This is a genomic window from Neobacillus sp. plas4, assembly GCF_057221695.1.
The window spans coordinates 2,204,569-2,218,615 of the sequence record NZ_CM170152.1 but is presented as its reverse complement, the minus strand read 5'-3'; the positions used below and the strand labels follow the sequence as shown (position 1 = coordinate 2,218,615).

Below are 14,047 nucleotides of genomic sequence, written 5' to 3'. Positions count from 1 at the left end.
TTTTTCCTCCTTACGTGTTTTGCAGTTTGGTAGTTGGGTTCACTTTTATCTCATCTAATCCACTCGTAATTAATCGATAATGTTGATTTTCATCCAGTACAGGGTAGTCTAATCTTTTGTGCATCCCGCGTGTTTCTTTTCGTTCTAGTGCCGTTGTGTACATCCATCTGGATGTCGCTAACATGGCGGCTGATTCTCGTACCTTTAATAGATTCCCCTGATTTTCCTGGAGACTATTCTTTGACTCATTCCATAAAGTGTTAAGTCTTAATAATGCAGGTGTTAAAATTCCTTCAGTTCTGAACAGGTTTTTGTCAAAAGGAGTAACTTCTGCTTGCACCCTCCTGGTCACTTCTGACGCATCGAGAAGATCTTTACCAATAGAGTGTTCGTTAATCCCGATTACCTGTTTTCTTGTTAGGACTCTATCTCGTTTATCTCGGTTGAAACTAGAGGCATACTTTGCAGCTGCTTCCCCTGACCAGTAACCAGAAGATATCGCCCAAGCTGCGTTATAACTTCCTCCTCCCGTAAATCCGCCGCATATCATTTCCCTGGTTGCTGCGTCACCTGCTGCAAATAGACCTGGCACTGATGTGGCACATGTCTCATTGACAATACGAATCCCTCCCGTTCCACGTACCGTCCCTTCAAGCCGTAACGTCACTTCGAATCGATCCTCAAAGGGATTAATTCCCATTCGATCAAATTGAACAAAGAAGTTCGGCTGCGCAATTCTCATCCATTTTTGTAAGTCGTAATCATCCTTTGCTTTCACTAATTGAGCAAATACTTTTTGACCTCCCTGCAATTTTTTTGCTATTACTGAACGACCTCTTTGGGAGCCTGCACCTTCTATAATCGATCCGTCCTCATAGGTGAAAACTGCCCAATTATAAAAAGCTGTTTTTGTAATCGAAGAGAATTTTGGCGTAATCGCATACGCATTGGAAAACTCCATTCCGGAAAAATCTGCTCCAGCTTCAGAAGCTAGTAAGTAGCCATCTCCTGTTAATACATTGCACCCTAATGCCTTGCTTAGGAATGCGCAACCCCCAGAGGCAATCACAATGGAACTTGCCTGTACAGACCATGTTTGGGTAGTTTGTTCGTTGATACCAGCTGCACCTGCAACACCGTGACTATCGTACAAAAGCTCAAGCGCAGGACTATGGTCAAGGATTGTAATCTTTGCTTTATTCAATTTCCTCCGCATTAATCTCATGTATTCAGGTCCTTGCAGACTTCTTTTATGAGCTACCCTATTTTCATCTATTGGAAAAGGATAACCCCAAGCTTCTAATTGATTCATATTTTCATAGGTTGTATCAAGCACTCGTTTCATCCATTTTCGCTCTGATAAGTACCCGCCTAAAGCTTCACGACTTTTCATGGCCTCTTCTCTTTTTTCTTTGTCAGGCTGTATGTACCAAACACCACTGCCTGAAGGAGCAGTCGCTCCACTTGTTCCACAATAACCTTTATCTACTAAGATTACCGAAGCACCATTTTGTGTTGCAGTAATGGCAGCCCAAGAACCAGCGGGTCCCCCGCCAATAACAAGAACATCTGCTTTAAGACTTAGATCATACAATTGATTTGCTAATTTATAAGATTGAGTTAACTCAATCGCCATTTCCATCATCTCCTTAAGATATTGTGTTTTTCTTCTATTTCGTTAATCTTTCTATAAAACCACCTCCTTGAATGAAACAAAAAAGAGACCTCCATAATAAGGAAGTCTCCAGTCGTCTGGTCAACTTAAGTTATTAATTTTTTTAACCCAATGGATGGATTCTATTTCACTATGTGGATGTTGATCCTCTACAAAATTTCTAAATTCATTTTCTAGATCTGTTAGTGATAGCTCCAAAAGATGCTGCTCCTCTTTTTTATAAACACCGAATGCAATTAGTTTGTTAATCAATTCCAATCGTCGTTTTTCTACAGCTTGTCGAAGAATTTTTCCCATTTTCAACTCTCCTTTATCATTAGCGCTAAAAAAGGAATAAAAAAAGCTCCTCTATTTTGCTTATTATGCAAAATTTAGAGGAGCCATTGGTTGACCAATAGGCTTACTATTAATATATTCCTTCTCTTACATTACCCACTTGTTTACTAGGAATTAAAACTATAGCTAAAATATACTTTGTAACCTAATTCTTGTCAATGACTTTTTTAATTTTTTTGATTTTATTATAAAACCAACTTGACACATCGGAATTATAGGTATATCTTAAAGGTAATAATTCGCCGATTTGACAGCAAAAGGCACCTCACTTTAGACAGGAGGTGTTTTTTTAAATACTTACTTCTATTAATTCATAAAGAAAGGAGTTTTATTAATGATTGAACAATATTCGGTATTACCAGGAGCTGGATCTTTTTTCTTTAAAGGAAATGAAATTGGAATTTTAATTTCACACGGTTTTGTGGGTACCCCACAGAGTGTCAAATATTTAGGAGAATACCTTGCAGCTGAAGGATTCACAGTTTACGGAGTTAGATTAAAAGGACATGGTACCCATTTTGAGGATATGGAAAACTGCACCTACCAAGATTGGATTCAAAGTTTAGAAGATGGTTATTCATTTCTTCAACAACATTGCAGTGAAATCTTCGTGATCGGTCAATCGATGGGTGGAACCTTGACGTTAAATTTAGCCAACAAGTACAGAGATATCAAAGGTATTATGTTAATTAACGCGGCAATTAATTCCATCCCTCCTATGGAAAGGTTTAAAAATAAACGTTTCCCCCGTTTTGTTCATGAAGGAGCGGCAGATATAAAAGCTAAGAATGTTCATGAAATAACTTATACAAAAGCACCTGTCAGGTCCATAAATCAGTTATTTTTATTGATGAGTGAAACGAGGGATAAACTTCCAGGTATTTCTTGCCCCGTTTTGGCATTTCGATCAGAAGAAGATCACGTCGTCCCACCTGAGAACACGAATTTTATTTTGTCTGCCGTTCAATCTGAAATAAAAGAAGTTGTTCCATTATACAATTCGTATCATGTTGCCTCAATGGACTATGACAAAGAGTTTATAGGTGAACAATGCAGCTTATTCATTAACAAACTAACAAGTAATGTATTTACACCCAGAAGAATAAAAGAACCTCGCCATTAAAAATAGGCGAGGTTCTTTTATTCTTAATTAATTAAGTTTGGTGGATTTCCATCTTTTAGCCCTGTCACTAAGTTTGTTGCTGCTGTCATTGCCATTTTAAATCGAGTCTCATATGTAGCTGATCCAATATGAGGCAGCGTAACAACATTCTTCATGGAAAGCAGCGGGTTATCCTTTTTCACTGGCTCTTGTACAAAAACATCTAGTCCAGCACCATATATTTGTCCGTCTTGAAGCGCCAGAATCAAAGCTTCCTCATCAACTGTTTTCCCTCTCGAAGCATTAATAAAGATTGCTGACTCTTTCATCAGCTCAAATTCTCTTTTTCCAATCAAATTTACGGTTTCAGGAGTTAAGGGTGTCATTAAACATACAAAATCAGAGTTCTTTAATAATTCCTCAATCGAGCAGTAGGTTGCCCCAAACCTTTGTTCCGCATCCTGATTACGTGAACGGTTATGATATAAAATCTCCATATCAAATCCAAAATGTGCCCGTTTAGCCACAGCAGAGCCGATACCACCCATGCCAATAATCCCTAGCACCTTATGATGGACATCGATTCCAAACCATTTTTCTTCAAGGCCAGAATTCCACTGTCCGGTTTTCACCCATTGATCTAATTCTGGCATTCTTCTAGCAGTGGAAAGAATTAATCCCATAATCGTATCCGCTACCGTATCATTTAGAACATCTGGCGTATTGGTCGCCATAATCCCTCTCTCTGCTAACGCAGCTAAATCAAGATTATCGTAACCAACAGCTATATTGCAGACTATTTTCAACTGAGGGGCAAGATCTAATAATTCATGATCTACTTTCAGACCAGAACCTATTAATCCTTCCGTATCTTTCAGTTCTTCAATAAATTCTGGATAGATATTAGAATCAAGTTTTTCAAAATAAACAACTTTGCATGTGTCTTCAATTAATTCTAAAACTTTTTTATCCACTTTCTTATACACAATTACTTTAGGTTTCATTATCCCTGCTCCATTTCGTAAACTATCATAATAAAATTATAAATGAATAAACTTTTTATTTAAACAACTACTGAAGGATATTCACGAATGTTTCATCAAATAAAATTTATAATTTCGTTCGTACGCTCCAAAGTTCTGGAAAGAAGTGCTGATCGAGTACCCTTTTTAAATAGGTTACACCAGATGACCCCCCTGTTCCTTGCTTATGACCAATAATTCTTTCTACTGTACTCATATGATTAAATCGCCATAATTGTTGTTGGTGGCCAATGTCAACTAACTTTTCAGCCAGCTCATATAAGTCCCAGTATTGGTCAACATTTCGGTATACGGTCAGCCATGCTTCTTCAACACTTTCATTAGGTTCATACTCTTTTGACAAATCGCGTTTTAAGACATCTTCATCAACTGGGATGCCGCGAGCAGCCAAAGCATGGATGGCGGCATCATAAATACTCGGCTTATGAAGAGACTCATGCATATTTTTATATAGTTCAGTTTGATGCTGATAGACTGTTAGAGTATGTGCACGTTTGTGACCTAAGGCAAATTCAATCAAACGGTTTTGAAAAGACTGAAATCCGGAAGATTGACCAAGTTTATTCCTAAATTCCAAATACTCAGAAGGAGTTAAGGTGGAAAGAACACTCCATGATTGAATCAATTGCTGTTGTATTCTTGAAACACGCGACAGAATTTTAAAGGAAGGCTCCAAATTATTTTGGAGAATATACTGAATCGCCTCTGTTAGTTCATGAATAATTAATTTCATCCATAATTCACTGGTTTGATGAATAATGATAAATAACATTTCATCATGGTGATCAGAAAGCCGGTGTTGACTAGATAAAATTTTATCAAGATGAAGGTAATCTCCGTAGGACATTGCTTTTTGGAAATCTGTTTGAATGTTTTTTTCTAATTTCAGTTCCCTGTTTTCTTCGGGTGATTTCATGATTAGCGCCCCCCCATGGTTTAATCCATTCTCCCTCTACGCTACAACATCACGTACATTTTCAAACTTCTCGTATTGCTTTTCCACCATGATTTGCTTTAGAACCTCAACTGCATCCCAGACCTCTGAATAGGAGGTATATAACGCAACAGGAGCAAGTCGAATAATATTAGGTGCTCGGAAGTCAGGAATAATTCCATTTGCTTTTAAGGCCTTACAAATACGCGCGGCTTCCTTATGTTCAAGGCTTATATGCCCTCCACGACGTTCATCTTCATAAGGGCTGCCAATACTAAATCCCATATTGGATAATTCTTGGTCCATCAAATCCATCAAGAACCGATTTATTTTTACAGACTTTCCCCTTATTTTTTCAATCCCTGCCTCTGTAAAAATCTCTACAGCGCCAAGTAAAGGGGCTAAACTCAGCACATGCGGTGTTCCAATTTGATACGCACCTGCTGATTCTTCAGGTGTAAAGGAATACTCCATATCAAATTGCTTCTCTTTTTTAGAACCAAACCAACCCGTTAAACCAGGAGCAGTTCCAAAGTGTTTTTTATTTATATATAATCCGCCTACACTTCCTGGTCCACCATTTAAATACTTGTAATTACACCAATAAGCAAAATCAACTCCCCATTCACTAAAGGAATGCGGTATGGCACCGATAGAGTGACATCCGTCGAAACCGATTAGGATACCTCTTTTATTCGCCTCCGCTGTTAATCGTTTCATGTCCAAGATTTGACCACTGCGATAAAGTACCGTCGGCAGAATGATGAGTGCAGTTTCATCCGTCATACCTTCGATGATATCCTCTTCCTTTAAGAATCGCCCATCTCGGCTTTTTACCATGATAAGATGTGTATCTGGGTCAAAACCATGTAATCGCAGCTGACTTTGCAGCGCGTAAATATCAGATGGAAAGGTTAATTCATCAGCGAGAATTTTTGACTTCTTTCCTTCAGGCTTATAAAATGTAGCAACAAGCTGGTGTAAATTGACCGTAGTTGAGCCAGTAACCATCACTTCGTCAGCTTCTGCTCCGACAAGTGGTGCAATCATCTCTCCTAATCTTTCTGACATAAAAAACCATGGGTGTTTCCCTTTTGTCCAGCCATCAATTCCATATTCCTTCCAATCGTTTAAAGATTTTAAGAGGCTGCGTTCTGCTCTTTTTGAAAGAAGTCCCAAAGAATTCCCATCTAAATAAATGGTATTTGGTTTTATGTAGAATTCTTCTCGAAATCTGTATAAGTGGTCTTCTTTATCTAATTTTTTGGCATATTCCGCTGTCAAAGGCATATCTATCCCTCTCTCCATCATTTATCGTCTCTCTAATTCTATTGTACTCGGAGCGAAATTAGAAATAGCCGCTCTATATAGGAAAGCGGCTTTTATTAGTTGATACAATTAACTTATTCAAGAACAAGAACATATTGAATTTGATTTGGTGAAATTGCTGTACTAGCTTGGATACGATATCCGATACTTAGTAGTTGCGATAATGTTTCAGCACAGTTTTCGCTGGGAGGCTCAATTGGTGCGTGGTAGCTTTTATACAAATGAATAAGTTGATTATTCGTTGTACAATGAAGCAGGACCACGTGTCTCCCCGTCCACGCCTGCCCGATCATTGGTTGTACTTGTCTCATCCTTTTCATGACAGACACCCTTATAGTTTTGATACCATAGTCTATGCCTCACCCATCTGTAGGTTCAATATCTGTTATTCATTTCTTGGTTTAGAAAAGACGAAAAAACGAGAAACTCATATTATCCGTTTCTCGTTTAACCAACCTATAGAATTGTCCTTTTAACAGGTGATGTACCTCTAAACTTGCCTAGCAGGTATCCAAATATCAACCCAATAACTGCAGGTGTCAGCCAGCCGATTCCTTCGATATAGAATGGAAGAATTTCAAATCCCCCACCCCATATGTTATTCAAAAATGTTTTATTAATGGTGTCCAATAAACTAAATATAGCTACAAAACCTATTACAGTGATATAGATATATGGATTTTTTTTAATCATATCATCAAAGAGCCCTAAGAAGATAAGAACGATGGCGATCGGGTAGATCATACCTAGGATGGGTACAGATATTTGAAGGATTTGCGTTAATCCTAAATTTGCTATGGCAGTACTTAAAACAGCTAAAATGATTACCCACATTTTGTATTTCACTTTTGGGACTGCAGTAGAAAAAAATTGGCTGCATGATGTAATTAAGCCAATGGAAACACAGAAACATGCTAGTGTAAAGACGATTCCTAAAATGAGGTTTCCGCTTTTTCCAAACAGGATCGTCATGATGGTAGACAAAATAATGGCACCATTCTCTGCTTGTCCTAATGAAGAACTCGCAGCTCCTAAATATCCTAAAATTAGATAGATCACTGCTAATAACACTCCAGCACCCACACCTGCATACATCATATAGCGTGATTTCTCTTTTGAATTATTAACACCTTGCGCCGTCAACGTGTTAGCAATGACAATTCCAAATGCCAGGGCTGCTAAAGCATCCATGGTTAAATACCCTTCTAAAATCCCTTGGAATAAAGGATTGTCTTGATAATTTCCTGTCGGTGATTCAAATGAACCGATAGGATCTAATAAGCTCTTTACAAAAATAATGGCAATGAGAGCTAATAGGATGGGGGTCAATAACTTCCCGAAAAGACTAATCAGTTTTGACGGATACATACTCAACCATGCGGCTAAGCCAAAAAAGACGATAGTATAGATCAATAAAGAGAGCGGACTTTCAACCAAATTCTCTGGCAGGAAAGGGGCGGCACCCATTTCAAATGCAAGGCTCCCTGCACGAGGAATCGCTAGACCTGGACCAATTGCGATGTAAATTAAAAATGGAAAAACGAGTGCAAAACCAGGGTGAACTCTAAGATTTAACGCATTTAGACTACCTGCCTTAGCTACGGCAATGACGCCTAATATCGGTAATCCGACGGCAGATACGATAAAGCCTGCAAGTGCAGTCCATAAATGGTCACCTGCTGATTGACCTAGGTATGGGGGGAAAATTAGATTACCTGCTCCAAAAAACATTGAAAATAACATAAAACTGATAAAAACAACTTGTTTTGCAGAAAAATTCATGATGATGTATCTCCTTATGATGTGAAAATATTCATTGATTCAAATTTACTCTTTCTGAATTCTTTTAGTGTTCCTCAAATTGAAGTGATTTCATCCCAAATAGTTATTACTATAACATAATCTTGGGAAAGCAAAGATAGATTATAAAAATAAAAGCATATAATGGTTCCATTTTGCAAAATATAGATTTGTTGGAAGTAAACTGAAAGGAGTTTAACTATGCAAAATAATCAACCACCAATCCCCAACCCGCCAAGGGCTATAACGACTAAGGATGCGCTTTACTTAAAGGATGCCTTATCATGGGAGCTTTTAGCATTTAAAAAATTTCACTTTATGGCTAATCAGATCCAAAACCCTCAATTGAAGGATGCCCTAAATAAAGTAGGTCAAATGCACCAAAATCATTATCAACGATTAATTACTCATCTGCAGATTGATAACAACGCTGCATTATCTAATCTTCCTAAAACCCAGCAGATGCAGCAGCAGCAGTAACAATTTTTAAGGAACGGAGGAATAGTAATGTCAAATCAGCAGAGTCAAAACAGCAACCAAATTGCGAACCCTCAGACAGGAGAATTACCTAAAGTAAAAACTCCCGATATGAACGATCGCGATTTTGTTAATGACGCACTTAGCACATGTAAATATTTAACAGACAGCCTCAATATTGCCGTTAGAGAAGCAAGTCACGAGCAGCTTCATTCTGACTTTTTGCAAATTTTGAATGAAACACATCAAAGCTGCCGGGAACTTTATAACCTCATGTTCCAGCATGGATGGTACAAACTTGAAGCCGAAGAACAACAAAAATTAGACCAAGCCTATCAACAATTTAATAACTATTCATCGCAATTTCCATATTAACATCATCCTTTGGGGGTCATTCGATTTGAAAAAGGTCGAAAGAGTAAAAGTAACAAGGCTTATGAAATCGAATAAAACAAATAGACTTACAGAAAGCCATAATAAAACTGAAAATGACACGATTAAAGACTATGATAGGGCATGGGAAGATGACCGACTCTAATAAATAACTTTAGGGTAAAATTTCGGTAAAATATAAAAACTCTCAAGGATTAGCCCTTGAGAGTTTTCATTTATCCAACTTCGAGTGAGGAACACTCTGGGATATTTTCTGAAACATGATTTGATATCCATAACGAACTGAGGTCCTAACAATGGTTAAACCAATCATGGTGGCTAATAATGGCCATAACAAACCTGTATTTCCACCAAACATGACATCATCGACGATTTTCCTGCAAGATAAGGATTTACCATATTTAGAGCGGATACTGCTAGCGCCAACAGCAAACCCATATATAACCTAATTTTATGATTCCGTATATAACTCCATGCCCAACATAAGCTCTGAATAAACTTTGCCTCCTACCAAACATAAATCAATCATATTTTTTAACCCTGATAGTTATGAATAGTAGACAAGTTATTTCTTGGTACTAATCTAAGGTAAACGATTGCTTTAATTCAGTGGAAACTGGGCTGTTAATGATTTATACAAATTTTCCAATATAAAAAAGAGCAAGCTCTTAAAAGCTTACTCTTTAACAGAATGTAAAATTATTTACTGATTTTTACCTCTTGGTCTTCGATAACCACTCTTTCATTCTCCGCCAAGTTTGTAAAGATGACTGGCGTAATAATGGAAGGTACTTTTTCTTTAATAAAATCAAAGTCAGCTTCGAGCAGCTTTTGACCTTTTTGGACACGTTGGCCGTCACTTACAAATGAAGTAAATCCTTCCCCATTAAGAGATACTGTTTCAAGACCAACATGAATTAAAATTTCTCTCCCTCCCGTAGATTTTACGCTAACCGCATGTTTGGTCGGAAATACACTGATTACCTCACCATCTACGGGAGATATAACACTGCCATTTGTTGGTTTTACAGCAAAACCATCACCAATCATTTTTTGAGAAAATACTGGATCGGGAACCTCTTCTAGTGGGACGATTTCCCCTTCTAATGGCTGTAAAATCGTAGGATCGTCTTCTGCCTTTTTACCTTTAAATAAGTTTTTAAACATGTACTATACCGCCTTTTTGAATCGTATTAAATAACTATTCATAAATAAGTTATTTCCTTTTATTATTTTCCCCTAATTTTATTCCTTTATCAAAACATACGCTTAAAACAGATTTTTTAAAATTTTCCTTATTTTTCAATCCCTCCAAAAAAATAATCCCCACAAGGTGATTGTTGGGAATGTTTACGAAGTAATCTTACTGAAACTGCTATATAGGTTCTTTAATGTGTACAATCTAGCCGTAACGATAAATAATTCATTGTAGTTGTTTTTTACATATTCATCAATGATGGTAATTCCTTTCTGAAATTCGTCCACTAAGTAAAGCGTGTATTTTTCATTCCAATCAAACTGATTAATTCTGATTAGTTCATCTGCAATAATTTGAAACTTATATTCTTCAATCAGAAATTTAATTTGTAATAATTTATTATTGTCAATCTTAAAGTTATTTTTTGTTCTTTGATACTGAACAAATTTTATAAAATCATTGATATTTTCTGCCAAAATAATCGCTTTTTGCATTTCGGGCTGCATGTCATCCTCTCCTCAGTCTCTAAGCTCAATTTTATCTCTATAGAAAGTTTATGTTTTGGGATAAAAGGATGACACTTTGATATTGTTTACAAATCACTTGTTAACCCTCGATCTTTTTCTTGCTTTAAACTCTTCATATTTTGATGGCCTGCGATGTGAATGCAAGGCATTAATCGATGCTCTAACACTTGAGCAATAACCACAATTTGTACATTTTCCGTCTTCGAACAATCTTAATTGCCTACACTCTGGGCATTTTACTATTTCCATCGACATCCCCTCCACATCTTCATTACTGCTAATAGTCCTATTTTATGAAGGGGCGAGAGAATATATATTTATCGTTACCGAATAATCAAAAAAATGTCCAAAAAAATATTTCTCTTAAGGATTCCAACATAAATATCCATACTGCAAAGAAGCATCATCTTCTAGCAGGACAAGCATAAAATAGATTATCTGTATTTTTTATTCTGAAAGGATACTTAATCATGACTTTTTTTAAATCGAGATTAACAGCATCCATGTTTGCAATGATGTCGATTAGTTTTTGGGGCGTTTCATTTGTATCTACAAAAGCTGTTCTAGGAAAGTTAGACCCCTATTCGTTACTCGTCATTCGTTTTGGAATAGGTGCCATATTTTTACTTTTGCTATTACTGCTGCAAAGACATCGGTTATTTGTTTCTATTAAATATATTCCGCATTTAGTAGTTCTCGGAATAGTTGGAGTATTTGTTCATCAATTGCTTCAAGCAACAGCATTATTGACGATTGATGCCTCTTCTGCTGGATGGCTCATTTCGATTTCCCCCATTTTCACAGTGATCCTTTCAATTCTTTTTTTGCATGAAAAGATAAGTTTTTCAAAGGGAATTGGAATGGTACTGGCAATACTCGGTGTATTGCTGGTCACAACAGCAAGAAATGGACAATCCTTTCAGATCACATTAAATTTAGGCTTCCTTCTAATGATTTTGAGTACATTAAATTGGGCTGTATATTCTGTGTTATTAAAAAGCCTAAAGATTCCATATCCGCCCATTGTCATCACCTTTTACATGAGCTTATGCGGCTTGATACTCACGACCCCTTTTCTTTTCCGTAACAGAGGCTGGGAAGCACTCTCCCTCCTAACGAAATCAGAGTGGGCCCATTTGTTGTTTCTTGGTGTCTTTGTTTCGGGCGTAGCCTATTGGTATTGGGCAAAAGCACTTGAAGTTTTGGAAGCTGTAAAAGTTTCGATGTTTCTATATTTGGAGCCAATCGCAACGTTAATTGCCGCAGTTTTACTTTTACAAGAAAAAATTTTCCTTCTAAGTGTTGCAGGTGGAATCATAATTATAATTGGGGTGATTATTGTTAATGGTCAGCTTGTGCCTATGTTGTTACGTTTCTTCAAGAAAAAACGACTATAGGAGGGTAGTATAATGACTTTGATAAGCAGGATAAAGGATGTTTTAGATCCATTAAAGAACCCATCTAAAGCAGAATTAAAAAAAGCGCTTTTACAACTAAATATAACAGTTAATGATCTAGCCGACTTGCCAGAACCATCTGCAGGAAAACCGTACAATCGAAAGCTTCTATATAAAAATGATGAGGTTGAGCTGCTCGTAATGAATTGGTCACAGTTAGAATGTGCCCCTCATGATCATGGCAATTCCCACGGCTGGATACATGTACTTTCGGGAATTTCCCTTAACTCCGTTTATGAAGTAAAAGGAACAGGGTTACCAACAGAGTTGTTTCATGAGTACCATCTTCAAGGGAATTCTTTTTTTGCACCGAAAAAGGCCATTCATAAAATGGAGGCTTCTAACCATTCAGCTTTGGTTACTCTCCACCTTTATTCCCCGCCTATAACAGGAATGATTGTCTATGACTTAGATAAATGTGCTGCATGTGTAGTATCGGATGATTGCGGGGCATGGTGGCCTGATGAACAATACCAAAAGGTAAAAGAAATAAAAATAAAAAAGAATTAAATTTCAAATACTGTCAGACAGACGAAAGGCAACTGCCATGGAAAATGGTAGTTGCCTTCTTCAAATTTTAAATATAATTCTATTTTACAACACTGGAAATTTTCAGAACTGCCTCCGTTTCTTGAAAAGCTTCTTCCTCATCCGGCCCTTCAACAAACACTTTAATTTGATCTCCCTCACCTGCTCCTAGAGTCATCAGGCTAGTAATAGATTTTAAATTAACTTGTTTTCCCTTATATTCTACTATTACTTCAGACTTAAATTTGCTAACTGTACTTACTAGGATTGCTGCAGGTCGTGCATGGATTCCATCCTTGTCAATAATTGTGAAGGTTTTCTCAATCATAATTACTCTCTCCCCCTATTGATTCTATTTTTCTGTTAAGTGTATAAATCTTATTTTATAATAATTTTCTGATTTATCCTATAAAAACTTTTTCCAATATACTGTAAATAGTAAACCCTTCGTAAATAATCCATTTACGAAGGGTTCAACGTATTTACCAGCCTGTTATTACGGGATAAATTTCTTTGCAATTTTGTTATGGGTAACTTCAATTTTTCCTGGCAGGACAAAAAGATATTCAATAATGTTTTCTAGTAAATCCATTAATAAAGAAGTTGTCTCATAATCCATTTCGGATTCTAGTTCAAGCATTTTATGCAATGATCCGTCGGTAGCAAGAAGCTGTCCAAGGGATTGTATCGGCTTGGTCAAATCCACATGATTAGGCAGGATTTCAAGTTGCTGTGCCAAGGGCTGCCCTTTACTTTTTTCTTTAAGAAAATGTTTTAAAATACTTTCTATTACGCGTTTAGACATGACAGCTGTTGCTGAATTTTCTCTTGATTGATGTACATTTAGTGCAGATCGATAAGCTCTGACTAGATCCTTTGGTATATTAGGAAGACATTCTATTTGATTGATTGGATGCTTTGAAGCTTGGATATCATAAATATATGTATCTGCATGTTCACCCTGTTCATCTAGAACATCCTTGGTCATAATGACAAAAACCGCTGATTTTTTACAAGTAGGACAACTGGACTCAGTTACCAGCCCATTCTTGCTGTTTTGGAAATTCGTATTTACCATAAATTCAGTTGTTTGTCGACATTGTGGGCATTCACTTTGAATACTCTTTGGTATTTTTATATTCCCATATCTAATGTAAGAATTGACGGAACCAGGATTTATTCTTCTCATTTTCTTGCCTCCCGATTATTCCATTTACTAAATATTCATAATATAATTACGATAAGCAC

Annotated in this window: 18 protein-coding genes; 7 read left to right on the top strand and 11 right to left on the bottom strand. The window is 36.8% G+C overall.

The window, feature by feature from the left end; genetic code table 11:
• Nucleotides 1-10 precede the first annotated feature (10 nt).
• Together AC2TFD_RS11030 and AC2TFD_RS11025 are read right to left on the bottom strand one after the other, a co-directional pair.
• Nucleotides 11-1,636 (bottom strand): FAD-dependent oxidoreductase, encoded by a 1,626-nt coding sequence (locus AC2TFD_RS11030; protein ID WP_484675635.1) that lies wholly within the window; start codon nt 1,634-1,636, stop codon nt 11-13.
• A gap of 120 nt (nt 1,637-1,756) precedes the next feature.
• Nucleotides 1,757-1,972: a Fur-regulated basic protein FbpA gene (locus AC2TFD_RS11025; RefSeq protein ID WP_335520411.1), complete on the bottom strand. Its 216-nt coding sequence runs from the start codon at nt 1,970-1,972 to the stop codon at nt 1,757-1,759.
• Between the two features lie 373 nt (nt 1,973-2,345).
• Between AC2TFD_RS11025 and AC2TFD_RS11020 the strand changes: the two genes are divergently transcribed.
• Nucleotides 2,346-3,134 (top strand): alpha/beta hydrolase, encoded by a 789-nt coding sequence (locus tag AC2TFD_RS11020; RefSeq protein WP_484675634.1) that lies wholly within the window; start codon nt 2,346-2,348, stop codon nt 3,132-3,134.
• Between the two features lie 23 nt (nt 3,135-3,157).
• Here AC2TFD_RS11020 and AC2TFD_RS11015 read toward each other — a convergent pair whose 3' ends face one another.
• The 5 genes from AC2TFD_RS11015 to brnQ all read right to left on the bottom strand — a co-directional run bounded on the left by AC2TFD_RS11015 (nt 3,158) and on the right by brnQ (nt 8,201).
• Nucleotides 3,158-4,117: a 2-hydroxyacid dehydrogenase gene (locus tag AC2TFD_RS11015; RefSeq protein WP_335568294.1), complete on the bottom strand. Its 960-nt coding sequence runs from the start codon at nt 4,115-4,117 to the stop codon at nt 3,158-3,160.
• Between the two features lie 106 nt (nt 4,118-4,223).
• The gene (kynA, locus tag AC2TFD_RS11010) at nt 4,224-5,072 is read right to left on the bottom strand and encodes a tryptophan 2,3-dioxygenase (RefSeq protein ID WP_335520562.1); all 849 of its coding nucleotides are present in this window, start codon (nt 5,070-5,072) and stop codon (nt 4,224-4,226) included.
• A 36-nt stretch (nt 5,073-5,108) separates the two neighbouring features.
• Nucleotides 5,109-6,380 (bottom strand): kynureninase, encoded by a 1,272-nt coding sequence (gene kynU, locus AC2TFD_RS11005; RefSeq protein ID WP_484675633.1) that lies wholly within the window; start codon nt 6,378-6,380, stop codon nt 5,109-5,111.
• Between the two features lie 113 nt (nt 6,381-6,493).
• Complete coding sequence (locus AC2TFD_RS11000) at nt 6,494-6,739, bottom strand: hypothetical protein (protein ID WP_335518702.1); 246 nt, start codon at nt 6,737-6,739, stop codon at nt 6,494-6,496.
• Nucleotides 6,740-6,875: 136 nt separating this feature from the next.
• Nucleotides 6,876-8,201, bottom strand: a complete 1,326-nt coding sequence (brnQ, locus tag AC2TFD_RS10995; RefSeq protein ID WP_335518705.1) for a branched-chain amino acid transport system II carrier protein — start codon at nt 8,199-8,201, stop codon at nt 6,876-6,878.
• Nucleotides 8,202-8,420: 219 nt separating this feature from the next.
• Between brnQ and AC2TFD_RS10990 the strand changes: the two genes are divergently transcribed.
• From AC2TFD_RS10990 to AC2TFD_RS10975, 4 genes are all read left to right on the top strand, one after another.
• Complete coding sequence (locus tag AC2TFD_RS10990; protein WP_335518708.1) at nt 8,421-8,699, top strand: ferritin family protein; 279 nt, start codon at nt 8,421-8,423, stop codon at nt 8,697-8,699.
• Between the two features lie 27 nt (nt 8,700-8,726).
• Nucleotides 8,727-9,071, top strand: a complete 345-nt coding sequence (locus tag AC2TFD_RS10985) for a spore coat protein (RefSeq protein WP_335518710.1) — start codon at nt 8,727-8,729, stop codon at nt 9,069-9,071.
• 25 nt (nt 9,072-9,096) lie between these two features.
• Nucleotides 9,097-9,234 carry a hypothetical protein gene (locus tag AC2TFD_RS10980; protein ID WP_335518713.1) on the top strand — a complete coding sequence of 46 codons (138 nt, stop codon included), beginning with the start codon at nt 9,097-9,099 and terminating at the stop codon, nt 9,232-9,234.
• Between the two features lie 151 nt (nt 9,235-9,385).
• Nucleotides 9,386-9,538, top strand: coding sequence for a hypothetical protein (locus AC2TFD_RS10975; protein WP_335518716.1), 153 nt, complete (start codon nt 9,386-9,388; stop codon nt 9,536-9,538).
• Nucleotides 9,539-9,788: 250 nt separating this feature from the next.
• Here AC2TFD_RS10975 and AC2TFD_RS10970 read toward each other — a convergent pair whose 3' ends face one another.
• On the bottom strand, nt 9,789-10,256 hold the full coding sequence (locus AC2TFD_RS10970) for a PTS sugar transporter subunit IIA (protein ID WP_335518719.1): 468 nt from the start codon (nt 10,254-10,256) through the stop codon (nt 9,789-9,791).
• Between the two features lie 183 nt (nt 10,257-10,439).
• The gene (locus AC2TFD_RS10965; protein ID WP_335518722.1) at nt 10,440-10,793 is read right to left on the bottom strand and encodes a hypothetical protein; all 354 of its coding nucleotides are present in this window, start codon (nt 10,791-10,793) and stop codon (nt 10,440-10,442) included.
• Nucleotides 10,794-11,284: 491 nt separating this feature from the next.
• Here AC2TFD_RS10965 and AC2TFD_RS10960 point away from each other — a divergent pair, with 491 nt between their 5' ends.
• Together AC2TFD_RS10960 and AC2TFD_RS10955 are read left to right on the top strand one after the other, a co-directional pair.
• Nucleotides 11,285-12,211: a DMT family transporter gene (locus AC2TFD_RS10960; protein WP_335518728.1), complete on the top strand. Its 927-nt coding sequence runs from the start codon at nt 11,285-11,287 to the stop codon at nt 12,209-12,211.
• A gap of 12 nt (nt 12,212-12,223) precedes the next feature.
• Nucleotides 12,224-12,781 carry a cysteine dioxygenase gene (locus AC2TFD_RS10955; protein ID WP_335568305.1) on the top strand — a complete coding sequence of 186 codons (558 nt, stop codon included), beginning with the start codon at nt 12,224-12,226 and terminating at the stop codon, nt 12,779-12,781.
• Between the two features lie 79 nt (nt 12,782-12,860).
• On the opposite strand, the gene AC2TFD_RS10950 is transcribed toward AC2TFD_RS10955, so the two are convergent.
• Both AC2TFD_RS10950 and AC2TFD_RS10945 read right to left on the bottom strand, forming a co-directional pair.
• A complete protein-coding gene (locus AC2TFD_RS10950) occupies nt 12,861-13,127 on the bottom strand; it encodes an HPr family phosphocarrier protein (RefSeq protein WP_335518734.1) in 267 nt (88 codons plus the stop codon).
• Between the two features lie 168 nt (nt 13,128-13,295).
• Nucleotides 13,296-13,988 (bottom strand): hypothetical protein, encoded by a 693-nt coding sequence (locus AC2TFD_RS10945; protein ID WP_335516636.1) that lies wholly within the window; start codon nt 13,986-13,988, stop codon nt 13,296-13,298.
• Between the last annotated feature and the right edge of the window lie 59 nt (nt 13,989-14,047).

Excerpts from the sequence above, each read along its gene's own strand:
- AC2TFD_RS11000 (WP_335518702.1), bottom strand. The coding sequence starts at position 6,739 with ATGAAAAGGATGAGACAAGTACAACCAATGATCGGGCAGGCGTGGACG.
- brnQ (WP_335518705.1), bottom strand. The coding sequence starts at position 8,201 with ATGAATTTTTCTGCAAAACAAGTTGTTTTTATCAGTTTTATGTTATTT.
- kynA (WP_335520562.1), bottom strand. The coding sequence starts at position 5,072 with ATGAAATCACCCGAAGAAAACAGGGAACTGAAATTAGAAAAAAACATT.
- AC2TFD_RS10955 (WP_335568305.1), top strand. The coding sequence starts at position 12,224 with ATGACTTTGATAAGCAGGATAAAGGATGTTTTAGATCCATTAAAGAAC.
- kynU (WP_484675633.1), bottom strand. The coding sequence starts at position 6,380 with ATGCCTTTGACAGCGGAATATGCCAAAAAATTAGATAAAGAAGACCAC.
- AC2TFD_RS11020 (WP_484675634.1), top strand. The coding sequence starts at position 2,346 with ATGATTGAACAATATTCGGTATTACCAGGAGCTGGATCTTTTTTCTTT.
- AC2TFD_RS11025 (WP_335520411.1), bottom strand. The coding sequence starts at position 1,972 with ATGGGAAAAATTCTTCGACAAGCTGTAGAAAAACGACGATTGGAATTG.
- AC2TFD_RS10990 (WP_335518708.1), top strand. The coding sequence starts at position 8,421 with ATGCAAAATAATCAACCACCAATCCCCAACCCGCCAAGGGCTATAACG.
- AC2TFD_RS11015 (WP_335568294.1), bottom strand. The coding sequence starts at position 4,117 with ATGAAACCTAAAGTAATTGTGTATAAGAAAGTGGATAAAAAAGTTTTA.
- AC2TFD_RS10950 (WP_335518734.1), bottom strand. The coding sequence starts at position 13,127 with ATGATTGAGAAAACCTTCACAATTATTGACAAGGATGGAATCCATGCA.
- AC2TFD_RS10965 (WP_335518722.1), bottom strand. The coding sequence starts at position 10,793 with ATGCAGCCCGAAATGCAAAAAGCGATTATTTTGGCAGAAAATATCAAT.
- AC2TFD_RS10960 (WP_335518728.1), top strand. The coding sequence starts at position 11,285 with ATGACTTTTTTTAAATCGAGATTAACAGCATCCATGTTTGCAATGATG.
- AC2TFD_RS10945 (WP_335516636.1), bottom strand. The coding sequence starts at position 13,988 with ATGAGAAGAATAAATCCTGGTTCCGTCAATTCTTACATTAGATATGGG.
- AC2TFD_RS10975 (WP_335518716.1), top strand. The coding sequence starts at position 9,386 with ATGGTTAAACCAATCATGGTGGCTAATAATGGCCATAACAAACCTGTA.
- AC2TFD_RS10970 (WP_335518719.1), bottom strand. The coding sequence starts at position 10,256 with ATGTTTAAAAACTTATTTAAAGGTAAAAAGGCAGAAGACGATCCTACG.
- AC2TFD_RS11030 (WP_484675635.1), bottom strand. The coding sequence starts at position 1,636 with ATGGCGATTGAGTTAACTCAATCTTATAAATTAGCAAATCAATTGTAT.
- AC2TFD_RS10985 (WP_335518710.1), top strand. The coding sequence starts at position 8,727 with ATGTCAAATCAGCAGAGTCAAAACAGCAACCAAATTGCGAACCCTCAG.